Here is a 26281-nt window from a genome sequence, read left to right as displayed (position 1 = left end):
CGGCAAGCGTTAAAGACTACTGACGCTTTTTAGGCATCATGCGCAGCAGCGTATTATCTTTCCAGAAATAGTGGTGCATCAGGGCCGCCGCCGCGTGCAGACCAATCACGAAATACCCCAGGTTGGCCAGCGTGACGTGCCACTTTTTCAGCACATCCACCAGGTCAAAATTCCCTTCCGCCGCATGCGGCATCGTCACGCCAAAGGCGAACCAGTCATTTCCGCGGTTATACATCATCACGATGCCGATCAGCGGCAATGCAATGAACAGCAGATAAACGATCAGATGCCCCAGATGCGACAGGCCGGTGATCATCGCTTTCGGTTTCGGCTGAATGGGCGGCGCCGGGTATTTGAGACGAATAAGCAGGCGCGCCACCATCAGCACCAGGATGGAGATCCCGCAGGAGACGTGGATCATGTTAATCAGCGGGCGAGCGGTTCGCGGAAAAAAGCCTCTGAACTCCATGGCGCAGTAAGCCACGATAACTAACAGAAACACCAGCCAATGAATACCAATTTGCAGACCTGTATATTTAGTGCGCATGTGATTTCCTGATGAATGACAAATACAGCGCCAACATAATCCGCTTTCCTTAAAAATTCATTAAGTTTTCTGTATGGTTTTTCAAATACTTCCCCGCGCATGAAGCATCTTCAATTGCCGTCATGCCCCTCATGGTCTAAGCCTGGATGAGTTCAAACTGTCGCATCGACACGTTTACAGGAGAACACCATGAGTAAAATTGGCATTAACGGATTTGGACGCATCGGACGCCTTGTCCTGCGTCGCCTTCTTGAAACCCAGGACAGCAACACCGTCGTCGCCATCAACGACCTCACCTCGCCCAAAGTGCTGGCCTATCTGCTGAGGCATGATTCAAACTACGGTGGCTTCCCGTGGAGCGTGGATTTCACCGAAGACGCGCTGATTGTGGATGGCAAAACGATCGCGGTTTACGCCGAAAAAGAGGCTAAACATATTCCGTGGAAAGCGGCAGGCGTGGATATCGTCGTCGAATGCACCGGTTTTTATACCTCTGAAGAGAAATCCAGAGCGCATCTGGATGCGGGTGCCAAAAAAGTGCTGATCTCCGCGCCTGCGGGTGAGATGAAAACCATTGTGTTTAACGTGAACGACGACACCATTGACGCCGGTGATACCATCATCTCCGTCGCCTCCTGCACCACCAACTGCCTCGCCCCGCTGGCTAAAGCCCTGCACGATGCCTTTGAAATTAAGGTCGGCACGATGACCACCATTCACGCCTACACCGGCACGCAGGCGCTGGTGGATGGGCCTCGCGGGAAAGATCTGCGCGCCTCACGCGCGGCGGCGGAGAATATCATTCCGCATACCACCGGTGCCGCGAAAGCGATTGGTCTGGTGATCCCGGCGCTGAGCGGCAAGCTGAAGGGCCACGCCCAGCGCGTGCCGGTGAAAACGGGTTCGGTAACCGAGCTGGTGGCGATTCTGGGTAATAAAGTGACGGTTGAGGAGATCAATACCGCGCTGAAAAAAGCGACTCAGGGAAATAAATCCTTTGGCTATACCGATGAAGAGATTGTGTCGTCGGATGTGATCGGTTCGCACTATGGTTCGGTGTTTGACGCCACGCAGACGGAGGTCAGCGAGGCTGGCGATCTGCAGCTGGTCAAGGCCGTTGCCTGGTACGACAACGAATATGGCTTCGTGACGCAGCTGGTGCGCACCCTCGATAAATACGCCTCGCTGTAAGGTTACTGTCCCCTCTCGCCGGAGAGGGGATGTTCAGATTAAGACTGCAGGTAGACCACCTGTGTCTGCAGGTATTCATTCAGACCATGCTTACCGTCTGCCCCGCCGATCCCTGACTTGCGCCAGCCCGCGTGGAAGCCCTGCATCGCTTCAAAGTTCTCACGGTTAATGTAGGTTTCACCAAATTTGAGCCCCTTGATGGCCTTCATGGCAACATTCAAATCCTGCGTATAAATAGAAGAGGTCAACCCGTAGTCGCTGTCGTTGGCCATCTTCAGCACCTCTTCCAGCGTGTCGAACGCCACGACGGGCAGCACCGGACCAAAGGTCTCTTCATGCATGATGGCCATCTCCTGACGCACGTCCAGCAGCAGGGTTGGCGGATAGTAATACCCTTTGCCTTCAACCGCTTTACCGCCGAGCACCACTCTCGCCCCCTCCTGCACGGCCCGCGCCACCTTCTGTTCAACCCGCTCAAGCGCGGCAGCGTTAATCAGCGGCCCCATCGCGATATCAGCGCGCTCGCCCGGGTTACCAAACTGCACGGCCTTCATCGCCTCGCCCAGACGGTTGACGAAGCGGTCATAAATGCCCTTCTGCACGTAAACGCGCTCGGCGCAGTTGCAGACCTGCCCGGTGTTGATCACGCGGGAATCCACTATCGCTTTCACCGCCAGTTCCAAATCCGCATCGTCCATCACGATAGCGGGCGCTTTCCCCCCCAGCTCCAGCGCCACTTTGGTGATGTTTTTCGCCGCGGCGGCCATGATCTTTTCCCCCGCCCCCACGCTGCCGGTCATGCTGACCATCGCCACCTTCGGGTTGCCTGCCAGCTCCTGGCCCACGGTTTCACCGCGTCCCAGCACCAGGTTGAAGACCCCTTTAGGCAGGCCGATCGCATCGACAATTTTGGCGAACGCGATGGCGTTGTTTGGCGTGAACTCGCTCGGTTTTATCACAATGGTATTGCCGGTAATCAGCGCTGGCGCGAGCTTGCGGGCTATCAGGAAGAACGGAAAGTTCCACGGCAAAATCCCGGTGGTCACGCCCAGGGCGCGTTTAAAGACCAGGATATTCTCCCCCGGACGGTCGCTCTGGACGATTTCGCCTTCGTAGCGGCGCGCCCATTCGGCCATATAATCGATGTAGTCTGCGGTAAAGTTCACTTCAACTTCTGCCAGCTGCTGGATTTTGCCGCCCTCTGCGACAATCAGGGCGCTGATTTCACTGACGCGCTCGCGGATACCCGCAGAGATTTTACGCAGCCAGCCTGCGCGTTCGATGGCGGGTAAAGCTTCCCAGTCAGGCTGGGCACGCTCGGCGGCGTCAATGGCTTTGCGGGCATCTTCGGCACGTCCATCGGGAATACGGGAAATGACCTCTTCAGTGGCCGGGTTGATCACATCAATCCAGGCATCGCCCTGCCAGGCAACAAACTGTCCATCAATATACATAGGATGTTGTACGGGTACCGTCATGACCTGCTCCTGTAATTACACTGTTTTTAACAAGTAAATGCATTGTTAAAAACTATAATTTCAGGGGCGATTGCCTACTCTATGAGGCTGTTTTTGTGAGACATCTCATAAAAGAAACGCGTCAGCGGATGGGTGACAACACAAACTGGCAACATTTAGTGCCCGTTTGCGTAAAAGCTGGCGCAAACGGGCAGATCGTTACAGCAGGGAGCGGCTGACCAGCGCATCGGTAAGGATGACGTCACTACGTAAAACGTGCCACGCGGTTTCCACCTCGGCGGGAATGTCCACGTGCGCAATGAAGTCACGCCCCGCCGGACCATAACCGTTAATATCGTCCCGCAGCCGCGGCAGCTCCCCCAGCACCAGCGATAAATAGCGTTCTACCGGCCAGAGCCCTTCGTTACCGCCGGTAAACCTCAGCCCGTCTTCACTGTTTTGCAGCACAGGCGTCACGCCGGGGTGGCTAATCCACTCCGGCGAAACGGCTTCATCCCGGCACTCGCGGGCGAAGGTCGCCATCGTGCGGCGCTGCATGGTCGGGTCCTGCACCACCAGCACACGCCCGGCGTTCAGTCCGTGATGCCTGAGCATCGCCCAGCTAAAACGGGCATTCTCACCGCAGTTGGTTGACTGATCTTCTATCCATATTTTGTCTGACGGGATCGCCCAGAACTGCCGCGCGATGTCCGCAAGGATCGCGGCCTCGGCTCGTCCGGTAGTGGGCAGCGTGTTATAGCGCGGGTGTTGCGCGACGGCAGCGTAAAGAAAGGTGGTAGAGTGTCCTATCCCGCCGCTTATCAGCAGGGGGATGGCCTGTTCGGCCGCTATCTTACAGGCGGCATCGATTGTAGGGATGACCGCATTCCCTGCAAGGATCACGGCATCAACAGGCTCACTGCGGCGATCGTCCTGCGCAAGCCACGAGCCGACGGTGTTGACGGCATTAAGCGTCGAGCCGGGTAGAGAAGGAAAAAGTGCCAGTGTCATCGTTACCTCCTTACAGCGTTTACGTTCAGAGTACTGCACGCGTCACGGCTGAACAGGGGATCACTCCTAAAGCCAAAACGCCTGCCACTCTGCATTTTCTGGCATTTTTTTGAAATAACCAGAAACATCCAAAAACAATTGGGTTGCACCTGCATGTTATGCTTTTGATTATCCGGCATACAAAACATCATGCCAGTCAAACTGCATGCCAAAGCACCAGTCGCTGCTAATTTCATCGTGATCTGACCAGTATAGCCCGCCCCTTGCTTGCCAAACGCCCTATCCAACCCTAAGTTGCTTAACAATTTCACAACCTTTTTATTACTGCGGGTTGCACCTGAAGCGCGCCAGGTGACACCGCATTCATCCTCTCTGTGGCGGAGCTTCAGAAAATGACACAACATGAAAGTACAACGACGGTTTTACGCAAAAACAAAAAGGTTTTAATTGCCAGCCTCACCGGCAGCTCCATTGAATGGTTTGACTATTTTCTCTATGGCACCGCCGCCGCGCTGGTGTTTAACAAGATTTTCTTTCCGATGGTCGACCCGGTAATCGGGTTGATCCTCTCTTATCTCTCGTTCTCGCTGACCTTTTTTATCCGCCCCATTGGCGGTGTTCTCTTCGCCCACATCGGGGATCGTATCGGGCGCAAAAAAACGCTGGTGTTGACGCTGTCATTAATGGGCGGTGCAACCGTCACGATCGGCTTGCTCCCCACCTATGAGATGATTGGCCTGTGGGCGCCCGCCCTGCTGATCCTGATGCGCATCATTCAGGGCATGGGCATTGGCGGTGAATGGGGCGGCGCGCTGCTGCTGGCCTACGAATATGCGCCCGAAAAACGCAAAGGCTTTTTCGGCAGCATTCCGCAGGCGGGCGTCACCATCGGCATGCTGATGGCGACCTTTATTGTCTCGCTGATGACGCTGTTCAGTGAGGAAGATTTCCTCTCCTGGGGATGGCGCATCCCGTTCCTGTTGAGTTCAATCCTGGTCTTGATCGGGCTGTGGATCCGTAAGGACATCGACGAGACGCCTGATTTCCAGAAAGTAAAAAAATCAGGCCAGGTGGCGAAAGCGCCCCTGCGCGATACCCTGAAGTACCACTGGCGCGAAGTGCTGATTGCCGCCGGTCTGAAGGTCGTTGAAACCGCGCCGTTCTATATCTTCTCGACGTTTGTGGTGAGCTATGCCACCACCACGCTGACGTACCAAAAATCTCAGGCGCTGGAAGGCGTGACCCTGGGCGCGCTGGTTGCCACCATTATGATCCCATTGATGGGGCTGCTCTCCGATAAAGTAGGTCGTCAGCGCATGTATGCGGTCAGCGTCTTCGTGCTCGGCTTGTTTATCGTCCCGTGGTTTATGCTGCTCAATACCGGCACGACCTGGGGCATTGTCCTCGCCACCGTCATCGCGTTTGGTGTGCTCTGGGCGCCGGTAACGGCGGTGCTCGGCACTCTGTGCTCTGAAATTTTCAGTGCCAACGTGCGCTACACCGGCATCACCCTCGGGTATCAGTTAGGTGCCGCGCTGGCAGGCGGGACCGCCCCGCTGATCGCCACCGGTCTGCTGGCGAAATACGACGGCGACTGGGTGCCGGTAGCCTGGTATCTGGCGGTGACGGTCGTTATCTCGCTGATCGCCATTTTCTGCGCCAGCCGGGTCAAACCAACACCCGTAGTCCAGGCGCAACCTGACCACATCTGAATGTCCAGCGGCCCTCCCGGGCCGCTCTTTTTGTTCAAGCGTCCCCTCAACATTTGATTAACATGCGATAATCATATTCACTTGAATTATGATTTGCGTCAGACGTAGAATCATTAGCCCTCTAATCATTACATTTTTTCTAAGGTAAACAACGTTATGCGCCTGCCCGAACGCGATCCTTATGCTCCTCGCGAGTGGCAGCCACATGAGAAGCCCGCCCTGCTGGGTTCCCCCTCCACCCCGGAACACCCTACGCCAAAGCGGATCGCTTACGGCGTTGTCGGCCTGCTGGTCTGTCTGACGGGCGCGCTGGGCAACGCGGTCGTCACCGCCAATTTGCAAAATCTTCAGGGCACCTTCGGGGCCTGGTCGACGGAAATCGCCTGGCTGCCTGCGGTCTATGTGATGACCAACGTCTCCATCAACCTGCTGCTGGTGAAATTCCGTCAGCAGTACGGTTTGCGCGCCTTTACGGAAGGTTTTCTGGTGCTGTATGTGCTGGTCACCTTTTTCCACCTGTTCGTGAACGATCTCAGCTCCGCGCTGATGGTGCGCGCCGCGCACGGCATGGTTGCTGCCGCGCTGAGCTCACTGGGTATTTACTACCAAATCCAGGCGTGGCCCGCGAAGCATCGCCTGAAAGCGCTGACGATTGGCATCACCGGCTCGTCACTGGCAATCCCGCTGGCGCGCCTGTTTTCTACCGAACTGTTGCAGCTTGACGAGTGGCGCGGGCTTTACTTCTTCGAACTGGGCCTGGCCCTGATCTCGCTTGCCTGCGTGATGGCGCTGAAGCTGCCGCCGGGTGACAGGCGAAAAGTGTTCGAGAAAAAAGATTTCATCACCTTCTTTTTGCTGGCGCCCGGCGTGGCGCTGCTGTGCGCAGTTCTGTCCCTGGGCCGTCTGGACTGGTGGTTTGAAGCCCCCTGGATCGGCTGGTCGCTGGCGCTCTCGCTGGTGCTGATTGTCTCCGCCATTGTGTTCGAACATAACCGCAGCAACCCGCTGCTGAACACCCGTTGGCTCTCGAGCGGCAGCATCGTCCGTTTAGGGCTGATCATGCTGCTGATCCGTATCGTGCTGGCTGAACAAAACACCGGGGTCATCGGCTGGCTGCAGTACGTGGGGTTACAGAACGAGCAGATGACCCACCTGGCGTGGTCCATTTTCGCCGGGATTGTCTGCGGGATCGTCACCAGCTGTCTTACCATCAAGCCGACAAAACTGGCGTGGCCAATCATCACCTCTCTGGCGCTGATGATTATCGCCTCGCTGCTGGACAGCCAGTCCAACAGCCTGACCCGGCCGGATCAGCTGATGTTAAGCCAGTTCCTGCTCGGCTTCGGCAGCGCCTTCTTCCTTGCGCCCGCGATGCTGGCGGCCATCGGTGGGGTCATCGCCGACCCGCGCAATCTGGTCAGCTTCTCGGTGATGTTTGGCATGAGCCAGAACATTGGCGGCCTGCTGGGGTCCGCCATCCTCGGTACCTTTCAGACCTGGCGCGAGAAGTACCACTCCAGCCTGCTGGCCGACCAGCTCACCACGCTGAACCCGCTGGTGAATGAACGCATTCAGGCTTACACCCAGATGTACCAGAGCCTGATCGGCGATAGCGCGCTTTTGGGGACTCAGGCGATAACGCAGCTGCAAACCGTCACCACCCTGGAAGCAAACATTCTGGCTTACAACGATACTTATCTACTGACGGCGAGCATTGCCGCCGCCACGCTGGTCTGGATTTTATGGCGCCTGTTGCGCCTGCGCATCACTGCCCGTATGGCGCTGAAGAACGCCACCGGCAACAAATAATTGAACTATTTCTGGAGAGTTTATGAGTCAGCAGGATGCCGCCAAAGAGCAGGCCAACACCCGCAAAAATGTGCGCATTGTTTCCGTATTCACCGCCGCCGCCATCGGTATTGTTGGCGTGCTGGTGATCCTTTACGCATGGCAGCTACCGCCGTTCACCCGCCACGCACAGTTTACCGACAACGCCTACGTGCGCGGCCAGACGACGTTTATCAGCCCCCAGGTGAATGGCTATATCACCGAGGTGAACGTTCAGGACTTTGTGCAGGTTAAAAAAGGCGAGGTGCTGTTTCAGATCGACGATCGTATTTATCGACAGCGCGTCCATCAGGCCGAGGCGCAGCTGGCTATGAAAATTGCCGCCCTGAACAACAACCTGCAGCAGCGTAAAAGCGCCGAAGCGACGATCGCCAAAAACGACGCGGCGCTGAAAAATGCCCGCGCCCAGAGCCTGAAAACGCAGGCAGATTTAAAGCGCGTGAAGGATCTGACGGCTGACGGTTCCCTTTCTATTCGCGAGCGTGATGCGGCGCTCGCCAGCGCGGCTCAGGGCAGCGCGGATATCGATCAGGCCAAAGCGACGCTTGAGATGTCGCGTCAGGATCTGCAGACGGTCATCGTCAACCGTGGTGCGCTGGAGGCGGATGTTGAAAACGCGAAAGCAGCGCTGGAGCTGGCGCAGATTGACCTGCAAAACACCCGCATTATCGCCCCGCGCGACAGTCAGCTCGGCCAGATTGCCGTACGTCTGGGTGCCTATGTGACCGCCGGGACGCACCTCACCACGCTGGTTCCGCCGCAGCACTGGGTGATCGCCAATATCAAAGAGACGCAGCTGGCGGAGCTACGCGTCGGACAGCCGGTAAAATTCACCGTCGATGCGTTGAACGATAAAACGTATCAGGGCCGCGTGGAGAGTATCTCACCGGCGACGGGCGTGGAGTTCAGCGCCATCACGCCGGATAACGCCACGGGCAACTTTGTTAAAATCGCGCAGCGTATTCCGGTGCGCATTGAGGTGCTGGGGAAACCGGAAGAGTACAAGCTGCTGCGCCCCGGTATGTCGGTGCAGGTGACGATTGATACGCGGGAGGCGAAGCAATGATCCTTCGCCCACTAGCGGGTCTGGTGCTGGCGGCGATGCTTGCCGGATGCCAGTCGGTTGACGTTGAACCTGCTACATCGTCACTACAGATCCCCGCCCAGTGGCGCGCCGCGTCGGGGCCCAACAGCCCGGCGGAACAGCTCTGGTGGCGGAATTTCCACGACAGCAACCTGAACCGCTACGTGGACCAGGCGCTTAAGAACAACAGCGACGTCCTGATTGCCCGCGAGCGGATTAATGAGTATCAGGCGCGAGTTTATGCTGCGGACGGCAGCCTGTTCCCGTCCCTTGATGCGGGCGTAACGGGCACGCGCGCCCGCTCGCAGTCTGCCGCGACCGGGCTGCCGGTCTACGGGACGTTGTACAAAGGGAGTCTGACCGCCAGCTACGACGTTGATATCTGGGGCGTCAACCGCAGCACCGCCAATGCCGCCGAGGCCTCGCTGGAGGCGCAAAAAGCCGCTGCCGTCGCCGCGGATTTAACCGTTGCGTCGTCGGTAGCCGCCGGGTATGTCACCCTGCTCTCGCTGGATGAACAGCTGCGCGTCACGGAGTCCACCCTGAAGTCGCGCGAAGAGGCGTTCAATCTCGCTAAACGCCAGTTTGAGACGGGCTATAGCTCGCGTCTGGAGCTGATGCAGTCCGACTCAGAACTGCGTTCTACACGGGCGCAGGTTCCACTGTTGCAGCATCAAATTACGCAACAGGAAAACGCGCTAAGCCTCCTGCTCGGGAGCAATCCAGGCGATGTGGCTCGCAGTGAAAACTTCGACCTACTGACGCCGCTGAAGCTGCCGTCACAGCTGCCTTCCACGCTGTTAAACCGCCGCCCGGACATCGTTCAGGCTGAACGTCAGCTGGTGGCGGCAGACGCGACGCTTGCCGCGTCACGCGCCAGCCTGCTGCCGTCGATCAACCTGACGGCAACCGGATCGGTACAGGATCGCACCCTGTCAGGCTTACTGGATAACCCGCTCCAGCTGTGGAGCGTTGGCGGCAGTATTCTTGCGCCACTGCTGAACCGTCAGGCGCTGAATGCGCAGGTGGATATTTCCCAGTCCCAGCGTAATCAGGCGCTATACAGCTACGAAAAAACGGTGCGTAACGCATTTGCTGAGGTGAATGACAGCCTTGATGCCATTACGCGCTATCAGGAGCAGCTGACGGAACTGCTTGCCCAGCAGGATGTTGCCCAGGAGACCCTGCGCATTGCGCAGAATCGCTATCGCAACGGTTATTCCTCTTATCTGGACGTGCTGGACGCGCAGCGTACATTGTTCTCGGTGCAGACCAGCGTGGTACAGGTGAAAAATAACCTGCTGCTGGCGCAAATTGATTTGTATAAAGCGCTGGGTGGCGGTTGGGTCAGTGCCTGAAAACCTGCCCGGTGGCGCTGCGCTTACCGGGCCTACATTCCGCCCCGTTGGCCGGGTAAGGCGCAGCCGCCACCCGGCGATTCTCCCTCAGGAGTCAATCTATGCAACAACAGTGGTCTGCAGTAGATAATTTCATGATTTCTTCGCTTATTCCTGAAGATGACGTACTGAGTCAGGTACTGGAAAATAACAAACGCGCCGGGCTACCCGAACACGACGTAGCGGCCAATCAGGGGCAATTGCTGGCGCTGTTCGTACGCATGACGCAGGCAAGACGCATTCTTGAGATCGGTACGCTGGGTGCCTATAGCTCAATCTGGATGGCGCGCGCCCTGCCGCCAGATGGGAAGCTGATTACGCTCGAGGCTGACCCGACGCATGCCGAGGTTGCCCGCCAGAATATTCACCTCGCAGGTCTTAACGATCGTATTCAATTAATTGAAGGCCCGGCGCTGAACTCACTCGAAAATTTAGGTGACGTTACACCGTTCGACCTGATCTTTATCGATGCCGATAAGCCCAACAACCCCGGCTATCTGGAGTGGGCGCTGCACTATTCCCGTCCCGGCACGGTAATCATTGGCGATAACGTGGTGCGCGACGGCGAGGTCATTAACGGGCAAAGCGACGACGCGCGCGTGCAGGGTGTGCGGCGTTTTATCGAGATGAGTGGGGATAATCCGCGTTTAACCGCCACCGCGCTGCAAACGGTGGGGGTTAAGGGATGGGATGGGTTTACGCTGGCAATTGTGAACGGGTGAAAATTGTGTAGGCTGAGGGCTCCCCACAAAATAATGCCTGCACGGACGACCCCCTCTCCCTTGAGGGAGAGGGCTGGGGTGAGGGGGAACATACGGCTGTGGTGGTCATTCCGTTCACTTTATGTTCCTTGCTACTCTGTAACGACATGACCGGTGAACGTGCCAGGGTGGCTCAATCGCCACCACCCTGGCAACCCGGGCTCCCGGCGGTAAATCGCCGCTTCGCGGTGCCCTCAGCTTATTCCTTCAGGCTATCGGGTCGGGCATGAGCCTGCATCCCTGCAGGCCACACCCTCTCGGCGCATCCCTGCGCCTCGTCCCGGCCTTACGGAAACGCCTCGGCGATTTACAGCCGGACCAGGGCGTCGCTATAAGTCATTAATTTTGCTGAAGCAACGTTCATCGCTTCAAGAAAAAAATGACTGGGGCTCCCTCTCCCACAGGGAGAGGGAGAAAACAGGGTTTTAAGCGGAAATCTGCTCCATCGCCTGCAGGATACGCTTATCCGAAATCGGATACGGCGTACCGAGCTGCTGGGCAAAGAAGCTGACGCGCAGCTCCTCGATCATCCAGCGGATCTCCTGCACGTCTTCATCATCGCGGCGCGCGGGCGGCAGCTTGTTCAGCCACTGCTGCCATGCCTGCTGCACGCTTTCCACTTTCAGCATCTGAACACGGTCGCGGTGCGGATCGATGGCCATTTTTTCCAGACGTTTTTCAATCGCCTGCAGATAACGCAGGGTATCGCCGAGACGCTTAAAGCCGTTGCCGGTGACAAAGCCGCGATAAACCAGCCCCGCCATCTGCGCCTTCACGTCCGAAAGCCCCAGCGCCATGGTCATATCCACGCGCCCTTTCAGGCGTTTGTTGATATTGAACACGGCGGTGAGGATCTGCTCAACCTGTTTGGCAATCTCTACCACGGTGTCGTTCAGCTCCGCGCGCACCTTTTCATGCAGCGTGGCAAAGGCTTCTTCCGTCCAGACCGGACCGCCCGCCTCGTGGATGAGTTTGTCCACGCCGCAGGAGATGCAGTCGTCAATCAGATCCAGCACCTTGCCGTACGGGTTAAAGTACAGCCCCAGTTTGGCTTTGTTCGGCAGCTTCTCGTGCAGATACTTGATTGGCGACGGAATGTTCAGCAGCAGCAGGCGACGCAGCCCGCGCCACATCATCTGCTGCTGTTCCAGCGGGTTATCAAAGAGCTTGATCGCCACGCTGTCGCGCTCGTCCACCAGCGCAGGCCAGGCTTTGACCTTGTAGTTACCGCGCTTCTGCTCGTAGCTTTCCGGAAGCTGGCCAAAGCTCCAGATGTGCAGCCCGCTCTGCTCGATGCCGTCGTCCGCCACCGCAGACAGCGTTTCCTGAACTTTGCCCTTCAGAGCATCCTTCAGCTCGGTTAGCGAACGGCCTTCCTGCAGCTTTCTGTTTTTGTCGTCCACCACGCGGAAGCTGATTTTCAGGTGATCGGGCACCTGATCCCAGTTCCAGTCTTCGCGGTCGATGGTGGTGCCGGTCATGCGACGGAACTCGCGCTCGAGCGCGTCCAGCAGCGGCATTTCCAGCGGCGTGACGCGGCCTAAAAACGCTTCCGCGTAGTTGGGCGCGGGCACAAAGTTACGGCGCACCGGCTTAGGCAAGGATTTGATTAGCGCAATCACCAGCTCGCGACGCAGGCCAGGAATTTGCCACTCAAACCCGCTCTCTTCCACCTGGTTCAGCAGCGGCAGCGGAATGTGGACGGTCACGCCGTCCGCGTCCGTGCCCGGTTCAAACTGATAGGTCAGCCGCAGCTTGAGGTTGCCCTGATGCCAGAAGTTCGGGTAGTCGAGTTTGCTGACCGATTCCGCCCCCTCTTTGATCAGCATGCTCTTTTCGAAGTTGAGCAGGTCCGGCGTCTCTTTACTGGCCTTTTTCCACCAGCTGTCGAAGTGGCGGGCGGAGATAACATCGTGACTGATGCGCTGGTCGTAAAACTCAAACAGCGCCTCGTCGTCCACCAGAATGTCGCGGCGGCGGGATTTATGCTCAAGCTCTTCCACTTCGGCGCGCAGCTTCAGGTTTTCACGGAAGAACGCATGACGTGTCTGCCAGTCCCCCTCCACCAGCGCGTGGCGGATAAACAGCTCGCGGCTGAGCGCCGGGTCAATCTGGCTGTAGTTGACCTTCCGCGCGGCAACCACCGGCAGGCCGTAGACGGTCACTTTCTCGGTCGCCATTACCGCGCCCTGCGCGCGCTCCCAGTGCGGTTCACTGTACGAGCGTTTCAGCAGGTGCTGCGCCACCGGCTCGACCCATTCCGGATCGATACGCGCGGCAATACGCCCCCACAGGCGGCTGGTTTCTACCAGCTCGGCAACCATGGTCCACTTCGGCGGTTTCTTGAACAAGCCGGAGCCAGGGAAGATGGAGAAGCGCGCGTTGCGCGCGCCGGTAAATTCCTGCTTGTCCGCATCTTTCATGCCGATATGCGACAACAGGCCGGTCAGCAGCGCGATATGAATCTCGCGGTACTCCGCAGGCTCGCTGTTAACCGGAATGCCCAGCTCTTTCACCACCTGGCGCAACTGGGTGTAGATGTCCTGCCACTCGCGCACGCGCAGGTAGTTGAGGAAATCCACGCGGCACTGGCGGCGGAACTGGTTCGAGGAGAGCGCTTTCTGCTGCTCGCCGAGATAGTTCCACAGGTTTACGAAGGCGAGGAAATCGGACTCTTTGTCGTGGAAGCGACGGTGCTTTTCGTCAGACGCCTGCTGCTTGTCCATCGGACGCTCGCGCGGATCCTGAATAGAGAGCGCCGAGGTGATGATCATCGCCTCGCGCACGCAGCCGTGCTTTTGCGCTTCCAGCACCATACGGGCCAGACGCGGATCGACCGGCAGCTGGCTGAGCTGACGTCCCAGCGGCGTCAGCTTATAGGCCGTCGCCTGTTCGTCGGTGGTAATCGCGCCCAACTCTTCCAGCAGACGTACGCCGTCCTGAATGTTGCGTTTGTCCGGCGCTTCGACGAACGGGAACGCCGCGATGTCGCCCAGCCCCAGCGCGGTCATCTGCAGGATAACGGACGCCAGGTTGGTACGCAGAATTTCCGGGTCGGTAAATTCCGGGCGCGACAGGAAATCGTCTTCGGAATAGAGACGAATACAGATCCCTTCCGACACGCGGCCGCAGCGGCCTTTACGCTGGTTGGCAGATGCCTGAGAGACCGGCTCAATCGGCAGGCGCTGGACCTTGGTGCGGTAGCTGTAGCGGCTGATGCGCGCAGTGCCCGGATCAATCACGTATTTGATGCCCGGCACGGTGAGCGAGGTTTCCGCCACGTTGGTCGCCAGAACGATGCGGCGTCCGCCGTGCGGCTGGAACACGCGGTTCTGCTCGCTGTTTGACAGGCGCGCGTAAAGCGGCAGGATCTCCGTGTGGCGCAGGTCGCGCTTGCTAAGCGCATCTGCGGTATCGCGGATTTCGCGCTCGCCGCTCATGAAGATCAGGATGTCGCCCGCGCTTTCGTTACCCAACTCGTCGACAGCGTCGAAGATGGCCTGCAGCTGATCGCGCTCGGTATCATCCGCCTCTTCCACAATCGGGCGATAGCGCACCTCGACCGGATAGGTGCGGCCCGAGACTTCAATAATCGGCGCGTTGTTGAAATGCTTCGAGAAGCGCTCCGGGTCGATGGTCGCGGAGGTGATGATGATTTTCAGATCCGGGCGACGCGGCAGCAGCTCTTTCAGATAGCCGAGCAGGAAGTCGATGTTCAGGCTGCGTTCGTGCGCCTCATCGATGATGATGGTGTCGTACTGCATCAGCAGGCGATCCTGCTGGATTTCCGCCAGCAGAATACCGTCGGTCATCAGCTTGACCATGGTGTTATCACTGACGTGGTCGCTGAATCGCACCTTATAACCGATGCAGCCGCCCGGCTCCGTTTGCAGCTCTTCGGCAATACGGTTCGCCACGGTACGCGCCGCCAGACGACGCGGCTGGGTGTGGCCAATCAGCCCTTTTAGCCCGCGCCCAAGCTCCATACAGATTTTCGGCAGCTGGGTGGTTTTACCCGAACCGGTTTCCCCCGCGACAATGACCACCTGGTGGTCGCGGACGGCCTCAAGGATGTCCTGTTTTTTCTGACTGACGGGCAGGTTTTCCGGGTAGGTAATCGCCGGGCGTGCGGCTTCACGCAGCGCAACTTTCCCTGCCGCCTGTTCAATCTCTTTCGCCATCTCCTGGTAAATGGCCTGTTGTGCATCAGGATTTTTAACCTTCTTCACCCCGTGCAGACGGCGGGCAAAGCGCTGTTTATCGCGCAGCATCAGGGAATCAAGCTGTTGCAGGAGCATCGGGAAGGTTAATTTTTGTTGTTCTGTCATAGCGTTAAAGGGCAGTACACGCCCTGATAAACTCTCTTTTTAATGATTGCTATAGAGTACCACATTGACGCCTTTCGCGCCTTATTCAAAAAATTCGAACATAGACTTCGATATATTGCGCTATCTCTGTGGCAGGATTGTGAATAGAGTGTCAACAAGCAACGGGGCAACCCCCTTCAATCAAATGCAACAACAGGAATCACCCATGAGCAAAGTATTAGTTTTGAAATCCAGTATTCTGGCAGGGTACTCTCAGTCTGGTCAGCTGTCTGATTACTTCGTTGAACAGTGGCGTGAACAGCATTCTGCTGACGAAATCACCGTGCGTGACCTGGCTGCAAACCCGATTCCTGTGCTGGACGGCGAGCTGGTTGGCGCGCTGCGTCCAAGCGATGCACCACTGACTCCGCGTCAGCAGGAAGCCCTGGCGCTGTCTGATGAACTGATTGCAGAACTGCAGGCGCATGACGTTATCGTCATCAACGCCCCAATGTACAACTTCAACATCCCTACCCAGCTGAAGAACTACTTCGACCTGGTAGCGCGTGCTGGCGTGACCTTCCGTTACACCGAAAACGGCCCTGAAGGTCTGGTGAAAGGCAAGCGTGCGGTTGTACTGACCAGCCGTGGCGGTATTCACAAAGATACCCCAACCGACCTGGTTGCACCGTACCTGACCCTGTTCCTGGGCTTCATCGGCATCACCGATGTGAACTTCGTGTTCGCTGAAGGTATCGCCTACGGTCCTGAAGTGGCGACCAAAGCGCAGACCGATGCGAAAGCGGCCATCGACGGCTTCGTCGCAGCCTAAGAATTCCCCCTCTCACCGCCAGGTGGGAGGGTTTTTCTTTTCACCCGCTTTTCGTTATCATCCGCTCCCACTCTCCAGCCGGGCGGCCTGATGTCTGTAATCGTCGATAACTTTATTGCCCCACCTTGTCCCGATGAGATTGAAATTCTCTGGCAGGACGAGCATTTGCTGCTAATCGATAAACCTTCCGGCCTGCTTAGTCTGTCGGGCAAAAACCCGCAAAACCTGGATTCCGTTCATTACCGTCTGGTGCAAAACTACCCGGGCTGCACGCTGGTGCATCGTCTTGATTTTGGCACGTCCGGGATAATGGTGATTGCGCGTAACAAAGCGATTAACGCCGCACTTTGTCATCAGTTCAGCCAGCGCGCCGTGAAGAAGGTGTATAGCGCCCTGCTGTGCGGGCATGTTGAAAATGACGAAGGGGTGATTGACGCGCCGATTGCCAAAGACCCGGCGCTGTTTCCGCTGATGTCGATTTGCGCCGTCACGGGCAAACCGGCGCGCTCCCGCTACCAGGTTATCGAACGTTTTTATCAGGCGGAGGGGTTACCGTTGACGCGGGTTGCGCTCACGCCAGAGACGGGGCGAACCCATCAGCTGCGTATTCACTGCCAGCAGCTGGGTCACCCTATTTTGGGCTGCGATTTATATGGCGGCCTTGAATGGCCGGGCGCCGAAACGACGCCGCGGCTGATGCTGCACGCCAGCGGGCTGGATTTTGTGCATCCGGTGAGCGGCGAGACGATTAACGCCCGACACGCAGCACCTTTTTAGACAGGGTTTACCACATCAAATCGTCCGGGATTTTGAAGTCCGCGTACGGATCGTCTTCGTCCTGCTCTTCCTGGCTGAGCGCGCTGTTTAATACGATGCTCTCGGCATCGCGCTGGGCAATTTTGTCCGCGACCACCGCCGGGATAATCGCGTATTCACAGTCGCCGCTTGCATTAATGACCAGGCGGGCAATCGCCAGACGGCCGTTGATCAGCTGAGCCTGGGTTTGCTTGTCGACCTCGATTTTTTTGATCAGATTGCCGTCGGTGAAGTTGAAGGTGATGTTGCCCCTTGAAACGGTGATGCGGTTCATCTCAATCAGCTGCTTAACCTGGGCTTTAAACTCTTTCGCCAACACGGCCTGCTTTTGCTGCTCGCTCAGCAGCTTGTCACGCTCGATCTGCGCTTTCTTGTTCTCTTCTACCGCTTCCCGAGCTTCACGTGCCTGAACGCGTGATTTCTTTGCCGTGCGCTGCACTTTCGCCACTTTCTTGCTGCTGACTAAGCCCGCTTTCAGCATCTGCTCTTGTAAGGTGAGTTTTGTCATGATTGTTTCTAAACCGGTTGGAAATTTTGGGGATTATAGCGGGAAATGAACTGAAATAAAAAATCCCTCTCCCCTGCAGCCGGTTAACGACGAGGGCAAAGTGCATATCACGGACATACTGCGAGCTTCGCCCGGCGGCGCTGCGCTTGCTCGGGCCTACAAACGACGCAGAACCGTAGGCCGGGTAAGCGCAGCGCCACCCGGCAAGATGGCAGCGACACATTGAGCATTACGCTTCATGAACTTCGCTCATGTTGCATTGAAATTAAGTCACTTCCCCTCTGCCACTGGCTCAGGCATAAATTATGCATTGATAACTTCCTGGCAACATGAACTTAGGATGCATAACCACAATGAGTAAAGCTTTTACATTTAGCCTTAAGCGCAGTTGCTTCGATGAAAATTACAACCCGTCAGAAAATACGCGTACCACGACCAACTTTGCCAACCTGGCGCGCGGTGAAAAGCGTCAGGAAAACCTGCGCAATACGCTGGTGATGATCAACAACCGCTTCAACGCCTTAGCGCGCTGGGATAACCCTAAAGCCGATCGTTATGCGGTTGAGCTTGAAATTATTTCCGTTGATATGAACATCGATGGAGAAAATAGCTTCCCGGCCATAGAAATATTGCAGACGTTCATTGTCGACAAGCAAACCGATGAGCGCATCGAAGGCATTGTCGGGAATAACTTCTCTTCTTACGTGCGTGACTATGACTTCAGCGTATTGCTGCTCGAACATAATAAAGATCGCTCAACGTTCAGCATCCCGGAGAACTTTGGTGAATTGCACGGCAACATCTTCAAGCACTTCACCCACTCTGCTGAATACAGAGAAAACTTCAAAAAACCGCCGGTGATCTGCCTGAGTGTCTCCAGCAAAGATACCTACCATCGTACGGGCAACACGCACCCTGTATTGGGGATTGAGTACCAGCCGGACGGTACATCCCTGACTGAACAATACTTTGGCAAGATGGGCCTGAAGGTGCGTTATTTCATGCCTGAGAACAGCGCTGCGCCTTTTGCCTTTTATTATTCCGGTGATTTGCTGGCGGATTATACAAATCTTGAACTGATTGGAACGATCAGCACCATGGAAACATTCCAGAAAATTTACCGTCCTGAAATTTATAATGCGAACTCGACCGCCGGACAGTGCTATCAGCCGGATCTGAATCAGCAGGATCATTCATTAACGAAAATTGTTTATGACCGTGAAGAGCGCAGCCAGTTAGCGATTCAACAGGGCAAATTTACGGAAGAACAGTTTATTAAGCCTTACAAGCAACGTCTTGAGCAGTGGTCTCATAACTTCACGCTTTAATTAACCGATAATAAAGGTCTTCTATTATGAAAACATTGCTCCCGACATCAACGGCTGGCAGCTTACCTAAGCCAACCTGGCTTGCACAGCCTGAAACGCTGTGGTCCCCATGGAAACTTCAGGATGATGAATTACTGGCGGGTAAGCAGGATGCGCTGCGTTTATCCCTCGACGAACAGCTCCGCGCGGGCATTGATATCGTCAGCGACGGCGAGCAGACCCGCCAGCACTTTGTTACCACCTTTATTGAGCACCTGAGCGGTGTCGATTTTGAGAACCGCCAGACGGTGCGCATTCGCAACCGCTATGACGCGAGCGTGCCGAGCGTGGTTTCAGCCGTTGCGCGTCAAAAGCCGGTATTCGTGGACGATGCGAAGTACCTGCGCCAGCTGACGGACAAGCCGATCAAATGGGCGCTGCCGGGCCCGATGACCATGATCGACACGCTTTACGACGCCCACTACAAAAGCCGCGAAAAGCTGGCCTGGGAATTTGCCAAAATTCTCAACCAGGAAGCGCGCGAGCTGGAAGCCGCAGGCGTCGATATCATCCAGTTTGATGAACCTGCCTTTAACGTCTTTTTCGACGAGGTCAACGACTGGGGTATCGCCGCGCTGGAACGCGCCGTTGAAGGGCTGAAGTGCGAAACCGCGGTACACATCTGCTACGGATACGGCATCAAGGCCAATACCGACTGGAAAAAGACGCTCGGCTCCGAGTGGCGCCAGTACGAGGAGGCTTTTCCTAAGCTGCAGACCTCAAACATCGACATCATTTCGCTGGAGTGCCACAACTCCCGCGTGCCAATGGATCTGCTGGAGCTGATCCGCGGCAAAAAAGTGATGGTGGGCGCGATTGACGTGGCGACGAACCATATCGAAACGCCGGAGGAAGTCGCCGATACGCTGCGTAAAGCGCTGCAGTTTGTCGATGCCGACAAGCTTTACCCGTCCACCAACTGCGGAATGGCCCCGCTCTCCCGTCAGGTTGCTAACGGCAAGCTGAGGGCGCTGAGCGCGGGCGCAGAGATCGTTCGCCGTGAGATTTTGGCAAAATAATCTCGCCCTTCCCGGGAGAGGCTCACTCTCCCGGGTATCGCATTATTCACTCACGCCTTGCAACCACTCACCGACGCTTTCTACCGATTGCTGCGCAGGCGCACGCGAGACCGGCTGACCCTGCCTGAGCACCAGCAACGTGGGCAGACCGCGCACGCCAAGCTGGCTTGCCAGTTCCGTGTTCAGATCGGCGTCCAGATAGCGGGTATCAAACCGCGCCGTCAGCGGAATCAGCTTCTCGTTCGCCAGCAGTTGCCAGAGTCTGCGGCAGTGCACGCAGCGCTCCGCCCCGACAAACAGCAGTATCGGGCCATCGATTTCCAGCTCGCCCGACGTGCTCACCGTTTTAAACGCGCTTTCTGCCACGCGGAACAGTTTTGGACTGCGGCGAAGGGTGTCATTATCCGTCGCGACGCACAGCGCATCGGCGCTTTTACTGTAGGGCTTCACGCCTGCGACCCGCACCACGCTTTGCGCCGGGCCAGCCGGCGCCGCGCCCGGCAGGCGTAAGGTTCGAACATCCACCGGGACTATTGGCGTTTCCAGCGGCTGAGAAAGCTGTGGGATCCAGGCATAAGGAATGCGGTACGCGCGGTAAACCATGTTGTTGTTGAGCGTCTTGCCCCAGAACGGCGACACGTACTCCCAGACGATTTCATGATTGCGAGTCACTTCAAAAATGCGCCCGTTGGAGCCTTCATTAATCAGGGTATTGCCATTTTCTAGGCGCTGCATATTGCTGATGTACGGGCTATAAAAACGGTATGAATCGGTTGGCTGGGGCAGATCCGCTTCATACGGCGAGTAACGCCACTCGATATCCAGCGTCACAGGGTTAATTTCGAGGATCCGCGAATAGTCGCGCCAGGCGTTTTTCACCCCGTCCGCCGAGGCCGGGTTTGGCGCGCCGTATCCGGCCCAGCCCCCGTTATCGAAAATAAGGATATTGCCTGCGCCGGGTAGCCCCTGCGGGATCATGTGCGCGTGGTGCTGGCCGATGATCCAGCCGATGTGTTTTAGCGCTGGCGTGCTGTAATCCGGGCCAAGCTGCCAGACGATGTTGCCGCTCTGCTTATCGATGATGGCGGTGATGTTGGACTCGCGGGCGTCCCAGATGATGTTGTCAGGGTGGAAGCGGCTGTCTCCGACGTCATACCATTTATTCGGCCCCAGCGTGGACATCGAGTTGATATGCATCCAGTCGCCCATTCCGCCGCCGCTGGCGCGCATGTTGGGGTTATTGTAAAGCGCGGTGCGCGCCGCATCGTCGAAGCCCAGCTCCTCAAAATGATCGCTGCAGCGCCATTCCCACACCACGTTTCCCTGCCAGTCGACCTCAATAATGGTGTCGTCCAGCAGAACCTTGTCCGATATCGCCTCGTTGACCAGGTTGGTGTGGGCGAGGATCAGGGTATTCCCCCCTTCGACCTGCGGCTCCAGCCCCGGCGCGTAGTAGCCAACCGGATTGCCCGCGCGCTGATAGTCGTGGTGCGCCCGCGCCATCCAGCGGCTTTCATTGCCGGGGTCGCTCACTTTCTCATAGCGATCGAAGGACCATGTCACATTGCCTTCCCAGTCCACCTGGATCAGATCGAGCATATCCTGCATGCCGTAGCGCGGGTCGCGCTCGCCGCTGTGTCCGAGGATCGCCCCACCCGGCAGAATTTTGTTAGGGAAGCCGTGAAGCTCAGGCCATTCGCGCACCACGGCGCCGTTCATGTCGACCAGCACCGCGCCATGCTCGGTGGCCTGGAAAAGGGTATAGCCGCTCCACGCGCGCGCAGGATCGTAAAGCGTCGCGCCGGTGGGGAAAACGGAAGGATGTCCCATGTATTGCTCCTTAGTGAAGGTTATCAGACAGAGGTAATAAGAGTGCGAATATGGCGGCAGGCGTCGGCGAACGTGGCGTCGTCACGCTGTCGCGGGTGCGGCAGCGTAAGGTTCACCACCTCACGAATACGGCCGGGACGTGGGGAAAGCACGACGACCCGGTCGGCCAGGGCGACCGCCTCTTCGACGTCATGGGTCACCAGCAGCGTGGTGGTTCCCTCGCTTCTGTGAATCTGCAAAAGCGCCTGCTGCAGGGTGTGACGCGTCAGGGCATCGAGTGCGCCGAACGGCTCGTCCAGCATCAGAATTTGTGGGCGGGCAACCAGGCCGCGAGCAATGGCGACGCGTTGGGCCATCCCGCCGGAAAGCTGCGCGGGTAGCGCACCCTCGAACTCGGTGAGCTGCACCCGCGCCAGCATCTCCCTCGCGCGCTGGCATTTGGCGGCACGGCTCAGTTTTTCATCCGCCAGCCCCAGCATGACGTTGTCGATCACACTCAGCCAGGGGAACAGCCGGGGTTCCTGGAACACGATGCCGCGCTCTTTGCCCACGCCGGTGACCAGCTCGCCGCTGATGCGGATTTCTCCCTGCGTCGCCTCTTCAAGGCCGACCAGCATGCGCAGAAGCGTCGATTTACCGCAGCCGCTGCTGCCCACCAGCACCACCAGTTCACCGGCAGCGATGTCGAGACTAAAATTTTGCAGCGCCGTGACCTGCTGCCAGGTTTTACGCACATGTTGAAATGAGACCAGAGTTTGGGCGGTCATGATGGCTCCTGTTGGCGCCAGCGGGTGGCGCGAAGTTCCAGTAAACGTCCGGCTTTATCCAGCGCTGCGCCGGTGAGACCGACCAGCACCATGCCGCAGAGAATGGTGGGCATATCCAGCAGCTGCTGGGCGTTAATCATCAGGCTGCCGATCCCGGCGCCCGAGGACATGAAGTATTCCGCGCCTATGTTGCCAAGCCAGGCGTAGATCATCGCCAGCCGCAGCCCGGCGAAAATACCGGGCGCCGCGCCGGGAAGGATCAGCATCCGCAGGCGCGTCAGGCCGCCTAAACGCAGCACGCGCGCCACTTCGTCCAGCTGCGGGTTACGTTGCAGCACGGCATGAAGGGTGCTAAAGAACATCGGAAAGAACGAGGCCAGGGCGATAAAGACAATTTTACCGACGTTATCGTTGCCCACCCACGCGGTCAGCAGCGGTAGCCACGCAAAAAGGGCAATATGGCGCAGCACGTTGAGCGATGGCGTCACGATCTGCCCGGCGCGCGGCCGCAGCGCCAGCAGCAATCCGCAGAGCAGGCCACCGGCAATACCCGCCGCCCCGCCCGTAAACGTGCGCCCGAGACTCGCCAGCATCGCCGTCGCCAGCTCCCCGCTTACCGCGCCCTGCATAAAGCGCCCGGCGACCGCCAGCGGCGAAGAGAACAGCGCCCCGTCAATCCATCCCCATCGGCTAGCCAGCTGCCACAACGCCAGCAGCAGAACCGGCAGCTGCAGCGCCTGCCAACTGGCCTGCGGTTTCCAGGCAAGACGCCCGACGGCGGGCTGTGGCCAGAACACCAGTCGGGAAAAGGCCCGATTCGCCGCCCACTCCATCAGCATGCCGCTGAAGCCCACCACCGCAATGGTGACGAAAACGATATCCAGCTGAAAAAGCTGACGCCCCCAGACCATCAGGTAGCCAATGCCCTCCGACGAGGCGAGCAGTTCAACAACGATCAGCGACACCCAGGCCTGAGAGAGCGCCAGCCGCAGGCCGGTGAACCAGCCCGGCAGGCTCGCGGGGATCACCAGCCAGCGAAGACGCTGCCAGCGGGAAAAATTCATCACCCTGGCGGCCTCGCTCAGGGTATGGGGCACGCTGGTTACCGCCTGCTGCGTGTTGATCGTCATCGGCACGATGGTGGTTTTGATGATTACCGCCAGCTTCAGGCCGTTATCAATCCCGAACAGCACCATAAACAGCGGGATCCACCCCAGGGTCGGGATTTGCGCCAGCGCGTAAAACAGCGGCTCCACGCGACGCGCCGCACCGGGAACCAGGCCGAACAGCGCGCCTGACAGCGTGCCGGCGAACGCGCCTGCCAGCAGGCCCAGCAGCAGATGCTGCAGGCTAAACGCCCACTGGGAGAGAAGGTCTCCGGCCAGGAGCGAGAGCGCCGTGTCGGCAACCACCGAAGGCGCGGGTAAAATTTGTTCCGGCATCCAGTGGCGCTCTGCCGAGATGGACCACAGCAGCAGCAGTAGCGCGGGCAATATCCACGGCCAGCCGTTAAGTCGTACTTTCTGCCTTCCGGATGAGCCCGTTTTTAAAATTATCTGCGACATAGTGCTTCACGTTTAAACCCGTCATGCCGCTATAAAACCCCGCCCCGTTCCCCTGCGTCATTGCGTTACGCGAATAATCCCGATGCAACAAATGCATTTCAGCCTGCCGGACTCGCTGGCGCTGATTTAGCTCATTTTCACCTGTTCTTTTCTAATAAAAGCATTTAACAGCGGGCCGGGCGGCTCATTAGGGTGAGAAAAAAAACCTCGGAGTAACTTGTTATGATGAAAGCATTTTTTAGTCGCGCTCTGCTGCCGCTGGTGGCCGCCTTCGCCCTGATGGGGAACGCCAGCGCCGAAGCGCTGCACGCCATTCGCATCGGCGTGCCGGATCAAAGTGCGGGCAGCAAGCCCTTTATTGAAGGCCCGGTCGGCATGGCGTACATCCGCCACCAGCTTGAGGCGGTGTTCAAACCTCAGGGCGTAGAAATCCAGTGGCAGTTCTTTAAGGGCGCGGGTCCAGCGGTGAATGAAGCGCTGGCAAACCAACAGCTTGATTTTGTCTACCTTGGCGATCTGGCGGCCATCATCGGCAAAGCGAACGGCCTTCCCACGCGCCTGCTGCTGGGCAGCCGCGGGTCGGAGTCTTACCTGGCGGTCACCCGCGCCTCGGGCATTAAAACCCTGGCGGATTTAAAGGGTAAACGGGTCGCGGTCTATCGCGGTACGGCGGACCAGCTGGCGTTCGACCGCGCCCTGCAAACCGCCGGGCTCACGGAAAGAAACCTGCAGGTCATTAATCTCGACTGGAATGCCGGAAAAGCGGCGCTGGCGGCGGGCCGCGTGGATGCCGTCTGGGGCGGTGTGTCTCTTCTGGCGTTGCGGGGCGATAAGATCGACGTGGTGGTGAAGAGCGGCGATTCCGGTCGTCAGAACACCACGCAGGCGGGGTTCCTGGGGACACAAACCTTTATTGACGCCTGGCCGCAGGCGACGCAGCAGATTATCGACGTGCTGGTGAAAAACGCGGCAGAAATCAGCGATCCGAACAACCGTCAAGCCTGGTCGGCAGAAATGGCACAGCAAAGCCAAATCCCCAGGGCACTGTTCCTGGAGGAACTGCAGCCGCAGGATCTTAACTTCACCACCTCACCGCGCATCGATCCCTTCCTGACCGACAGCTTTACCAACAGCGTTGAACAGGCGCATTCGGGCCGCCTGATCCGCAGCGCCTTTAGTGCCAAAGAGTGGGTTGACGGCTCCTTCGTCGAGCAGGCCCTCAAGGCGCAAAAGCTGGAAAACCACTGGCCGCAGTACTCGCCTGAGGGCCAGCCGCTTTAACTCCCCTCCTCCTGCGCCAGCAGCTGATTCTGATGCTGGCGGTCGGCATGGAGGATCGTCTCAATTATCTTTTCCACCAGCGGCGGCTGGGTAGCATGGACCGGAGAAATAATGGCAAACCGGGTCTGCATCAGCCGCCACTCTTCCGGCAGGTCACTTATCTCCAGCTTTACCAGCCGATGGCTGTGCTGGCACAGCGCAAAGCCATCCTCGCTGGCGAAGCTTATCGCGTGGGTATAGGCGAGCGTTGAGAGCAGCGCATAGACGTGATCGCACTGGATCGCGGGGGTAAAATCCTGCTGCTGGCTGAGGGTAGCCAGCACCTTGCGCACGCCCGGCGGTAAATAGGGGGCCGCAAAGGGGTAACGCAACAGCGCCTGCACGGATACAGTGCCCTGCTGCGCCAGCGGATGGTCGGCATGGCAGATAAAAAAGCAGCGTTGCGGGCTGAGCGGCTGCACCCGCAGCTGGGGATCCAGCTCCGCCTGCCAGCTATCGGCCACGACAAATGGATAATGCTGCGTGGTCAGCGCCTGATGCAGCGTAAACCAGTTATCGATCTGAAAGCGTACCTTCGCCTGCGGCATGCTGCGATGAAACGCTCCCACCGCGGCGGGGATCAGCCGGGCAGCCGGGGCCGGACCGCAGCCGAACGTCACTTCGCCGGTCTGCGCCTCCTCCGCTTCGCGCATCTGGCTGCTGAGCTCAACGTTCAGCTCCTGAAACCGTCGGGCGTAGGGCAGCAGCGTTTGGCCGTGCAGCGTCAGGGTGGCCAGCTTGCTTTGCCGGTCAAATAAGGGATGTCCGACGCTCTGCTCCAGCGCCTGAATGCTGCGGCTAAAAGCCGACTGCGAGAGGCACACCGCCTCCGCCGCGCGATTAAAACTGCCGTATTCAACCAGCGCGACGAAGTTGCGCAGTTGGCGAAAATCAAGATGCATAGGCCCGGATTATCCTTTTACGTTTTCGCTACAGTACGGG

The 26281-nt window shown here is 57.8% G+C and carries 20 protein-coding genes; 11 read left to right on the top strand and 9 right to left on the bottom strand.

Annotated elements, in window-relative coordinates; all coding sequences use genetic code 11:
- Positions 1-16: 16 nt before the first annotated feature.
- Entirely contained in the window at positions 17-547 is a 531-nt protein-coding gene (cybB, locus tag ACTJJA_RS06220) for a cytochrome b561 (RefSeq protein WP_440666827.1), read from the bottom strand.
- 189 nt (positions 548-736) lie between these two features.
- Here cybB and gap point away from each other — a divergent pair, with 189 nt between their 5' ends.
- The gene (gene gap / locus ACTJJA_RS06215; protein WP_440666825.1) at positions 737-1738 is read left to right on the top strand and encodes a type I glyceraldehyde-3-phosphate dehydrogenase; all 1002 of its coding nucleotides are present in this window, start codon (positions 737-739) and stop codon (positions 1736-1738) included.
- Positions 1739-1776: 38 nt separating this feature from the next.
- Here the strand turns inward: gap and aldA are convergent, their stop codons facing one another.
- Positions 1777-3216: an aldehyde dehydrogenase gene (aldA, locus tag ACTJJA_RS06210; protein WP_440666823.1), complete on the bottom strand. Its 1440-nt coding sequence runs from the start codon at positions 3214-3216 to the stop codon at positions 1777-1779.
- A 198-nt stretch (positions 3217-3414) separates the two neighbouring features.
- The gene (locus ACTJJA_RS06205) at positions 3415-4206 is read right to left on the bottom strand and encodes a YdcF family protein (protein WP_440666822.1); all 792 of its coding nucleotides are present in this window, start codon (positions 4204-4206) and stop codon (positions 3415-3417) included.
- 392 nt (positions 4207-4598) lie between these two features.
- Here ACTJJA_RS06205 and ACTJJA_RS06200 point away from each other — a divergent pair, with 392 nt between their 5' ends.
- The 5 genes from ACTJJA_RS06200 to ACTJJA_RS06180 all read left to right on the top strand — a co-directional run bounded on the left by ACTJJA_RS06200 (position 4599) and on the right by ACTJJA_RS06180 (position 10969).
- Positions 4599-5918, top strand: coding sequence for an MFS transporter (locus tag ACTJJA_RS06200; protein ID WP_440666820.1), 1320 nt, complete (start codon positions 4599-4601; stop codon positions 5916-5918).
- 156 nt (positions 5919-6074) lie between these two features.
- Positions 6075-7727 carry an MFS transporter gene (locus ACTJJA_RS06195; RefSeq protein ID WP_089598830.1) on the top strand — a complete coding sequence of 551 codons (1653 nt, stop codon included), beginning with the start codon at positions 6075-6077 and terminating at the stop codon, positions 7725-7727.
- Between the two features lie 22 nt (positions 7728-7749).
- Positions 7750-8832 (top strand): HlyD family secretion protein, encoded by a 1083-nt coding sequence (locus ACTJJA_RS06190; RefSeq protein ID WP_440666817.1) that lies wholly within the window; start codon positions 7750-7752, stop codon positions 8830-8832.
- Positions 8829-10208 carry an efflux transporter outer membrane subunit gene (locus ACTJJA_RS06185; protein ID WP_440666816.1) on the top strand — a complete coding sequence of 460 codons (1380 nt, stop codon included), beginning with the start codon at positions 8829-8831 and terminating at the stop codon, positions 10206-10208. The genes ACTJJA_RS06190 and ACTJJA_RS06185 overlap by 4 nt, the downstream gene beginning before the upstream one ends.
- A gap of 101 nt (positions 10209-10309) precedes the next feature.
- Positions 10310-10969 carry an O-methyltransferase gene (locus ACTJJA_RS06180; RefSeq protein WP_440666814.1) on the top strand — a complete coding sequence of 220 codons (660 nt, stop codon included), beginning with the start codon at positions 10310-10312 and terminating at the stop codon, positions 10967-10969.
- A 464-nt stretch (positions 10970-11433) separates the two neighbouring features.
- On the opposite strand, the gene hrpA is transcribed toward ACTJJA_RS06180, so the two are convergent.
- Complete coding sequence (gene hrpA / locus ACTJJA_RS06175) at positions 11434-15336, bottom strand: ATP-dependent RNA helicase HrpA (protein WP_440666812.1); 3903 nt, start codon at positions 15334-15336, stop codon at positions 11434-11436.
- A gap of 205 nt (positions 15337-15541) precedes the next feature.
- On the opposite strand from hrpA, the gene azoR reads away from it, so the two are divergent.
- Both azoR and ACTJJA_RS06165 read left to right on the top strand, forming a co-directional pair.
- Entirely contained in the window at positions 15542-16147 is a 606-nt protein-coding gene (gene azoR / locus ACTJJA_RS06170) for an FMN-dependent NADH-azoreductase (protein WP_010430882.1), read from the top strand.
- Positions 16148-16237: 90 nt separating this feature from the next.
- The gene (locus ACTJJA_RS06165; protein WP_440666810.1) at positions 16238-16924 is read left to right on the top strand and encodes an RluA family pseudouridine synthase; all 687 of its coding nucleotides are present in this window, start codon (positions 16238-16240) and stop codon (positions 16922-16924) included.
- A gap of 7 nt (positions 16925-16931) precedes the next feature.
- Here the strand turns inward: ACTJJA_RS06165 and ACTJJA_RS06160 are convergent, their stop codons facing one another.
- Entirely contained in the window at positions 16932-17471 is a 540-nt protein-coding gene (locus ACTJJA_RS06160; protein ID WP_440666809.1) for a DUF2058 domain-containing protein, read from the bottom strand.
- A gap of 353 nt (positions 17472-17824) precedes the next feature.
- Between ACTJJA_RS06160 and ACTJJA_RS06155 the strand changes: the two genes are divergently transcribed.
- Positions 17825-18799: a DUF1852 domain-containing protein gene (locus ACTJJA_RS06155; protein ID WP_440666807.1), complete on the top strand. Its 975-nt coding sequence runs from the start codon at positions 17825-17827 to the stop codon at positions 18797-18799.
- Positions 18800-18825: 26 nt separating this feature from the next.
- Complete coding sequence (locus ACTJJA_RS06150; RefSeq protein ID WP_440666805.1) at positions 18826-19857, top strand: methionine synthase; 1032 nt, start codon at positions 18826-18828, stop codon at positions 19855-19857.
- 42 nt (positions 19858-19899) lie between these two features.
- Here the strand turns inward: ACTJJA_RS06150 and ACTJJA_RS06145 are convergent, their stop codons facing one another.
- From ACTJJA_RS06145 to ACTJJA_RS06135, 3 genes are read right to left on the bottom strand one after another with little or no spacing between them, the layout of a single operon-like run.
- A complete protein-coding gene (locus ACTJJA_RS06145) occupies positions 19900-21687 on the bottom strand; it encodes an aryl-sulfate sulfotransferase (RefSeq protein ID WP_440666803.1) in 1788 nt (595 codons plus the stop codon).
- Between the two features lie 23 nt (positions 21688-21710).
- Positions 21711-22454, bottom strand: coding sequence for an ABC transporter ATP-binding protein (locus ACTJJA_RS06140; RefSeq protein WP_440666802.1), 744 nt, complete (start codon positions 22452-22454; stop codon positions 21711-21713).
- Positions 22451-24019, bottom strand: coding sequence for an ABC transporter permease (locus tag ACTJJA_RS06135; RefSeq protein ID WP_440666800.1), 1569 nt, complete (start codon positions 24017-24019; stop codon positions 22451-22453). Before ACTJJA_RS06135 ends, ACTJJA_RS06140 begins: the two co-directional genes overlap by 4 nt.
- 222 nt (positions 24020-24241) lie before the next feature.
- Here ACTJJA_RS06135 and ACTJJA_RS06130 point away from each other — a divergent pair, with 222 nt between their 5' ends.
- Positions 24242-25300, top strand: a complete 1059-nt coding sequence (locus tag ACTJJA_RS06130; protein ID WP_440666798.1) for an ABC transporter substrate-binding protein — start codon at positions 24242-24244, stop codon at positions 25298-25300.
- Here the strand turns inward: ACTJJA_RS06130 and ACTJJA_RS06125 are convergent.
- On the bottom strand, positions 25297-26241 hold the full coding sequence (locus ACTJJA_RS06125; protein ID WP_440666796.1) for a LysR family transcriptional regulator: 945 nt from the start codon (positions 26239-26241) through the stop codon (positions 25297-25299). The two genes, ACTJJA_RS06130 and ACTJJA_RS06125, sit on opposite strands and share 4 nt — an antisense overlap.
- Positions 26242-26281: the final 40 nt, after the last annotated feature.

Source organism: Enterobacter sp. 22452 (assembly GCF_052045065.1).
Classification (GTDB): domain Bacteria; phylum Pseudomonadota; class Gammaproteobacteria; order Enterobacterales; family Enterobacteriaceae; genus Enterobacter; species Enterobacter mori.
Note: the sequence above shows the minus strand (reverse complement) of the source record. Positions and strands in the feature narration are given on the sequence as shown.

Bases quoted from the DNA above. Each gene is read 5' to 3' on its own strand.
- cybB (WP_440666827.1), bottom strand. From the start codon at position 547: ATGCGCACTAAATATACAGGTCTGCAAATTGGTATTCATTGGCTGGTG.
- gap (WP_440666825.1), top strand. From the start codon at position 737: ATGAGTAAAATTGGCATTAACGGATTTGGACGCATCGGACGCCTTGTC.
- aldA (WP_440666823.1), bottom strand. From the start codon at position 3,216: ATGACGGTACCCGTACAACATCCTATGTATATTGATGGACAGTTTGTT.
- ACTJJA_RS06205 (WP_440666822.1), bottom strand. From the start codon at position 4,206: ATGACACTGGCACTTTTTCCTTCTCTACCCGGCTCGACGCTTAATGCC.
- ACTJJA_RS06200 (WP_440666820.1), top strand. From the start codon at position 4,599: ATGACACAACATGAAAGTACAACGACGGTTTTACGCAAAAACAAAAAG.
- ACTJJA_RS06195 (WP_089598830.1), top strand. From the start codon at position 6,075: ATGCGCCTGCCCGAACGCGATCCTTATGCTCCTCGCGAGTGGCAGCCA.
- ACTJJA_RS06190 (WP_440666817.1), top strand. From the start codon at position 7,750: ATGAGTCAGCAGGATGCCGCCAAAGAGCAGGCCAACACCCGCAAAAAT.
- ACTJJA_RS06185 (WP_440666816.1), top strand. From the start codon at position 8,829: ATGATCCTTCGCCCACTAGCGGGTCTGGTGCTGGCGGCGATGCTTGCC.
- ACTJJA_RS06180 (WP_440666814.1), top strand. From the start codon at position 10,310: ATGCAACAACAGTGGTCTGCAGTAGATAATTTCATGATTTCTTCGCTT.
- hrpA (WP_440666812.1), bottom strand. From the start codon at position 15,336: ATGACAGAACAACAAAAATTAACCTTCCCGATGCTCCTGCAACAGCTT.
- azoR (WP_010430882.1), top strand. From the start codon at position 15,542: ATGAGCAAAGTATTAGTTTTGAAATCCAGTATTCTGGCAGGGTACTCT.
- ACTJJA_RS06165 (WP_440666810.1), top strand. From the start codon at position 16,238: ATGTCTGTAATCGTCGATAACTTTATTGCCCCACCTTGTCCCGATGAG.
- ACTJJA_RS06160 (WP_440666809.1), bottom strand. From the start codon at position 17,471: ATGACAAAACTCACCTTACAAGAGCAGATGCTGAAAGCGGGCTTAGTC.
- ACTJJA_RS06155 (WP_440666807.1), top strand. From the start codon at position 17,825: ATGAGTAAAGCTTTTACATTTAGCCTTAAGCGCAGTTGCTTCGATGAA.
- ACTJJA_RS06150 (WP_440666805.1), top strand. From the start codon at position 18,826: ATGAAAACATTGCTCCCGACATCAACGGCTGGCAGCTTACCTAAGCCA.
- ACTJJA_RS06145 (WP_440666803.1), bottom strand. From the start codon at position 21,687: ATGGGACATCCTTCCGTTTTCCCCACCGGCGCGACGCTTTACGATCCT.
- ACTJJA_RS06140 (WP_440666802.1), bottom strand. From the start codon at position 22,454: ATGACCGCCCAAACTCTGGTCTCATTTCAACATGTGCGTAAAACCTGG.
- ACTJJA_RS06135 (WP_440666800.1), bottom strand. From the start codon at position 24,019: ATGTCGCAGATAATTTTAAAAACGGGCTCATCCGGAAGGCAGAAAGTA.
- ACTJJA_RS06130 (WP_440666798.1), top strand. From the start codon at position 24,242: ATGATGAAAGCATTTTTTAGTCGCGCTCTGCTGCCGCTGGTGGCCGCC.
- ACTJJA_RS06125 (WP_440666796.1), bottom strand. From the start codon at position 26,241: ATGCATCTTGATTTTCGCCAACTGCGCAACTTCGTCGCGCTGGTTGAA.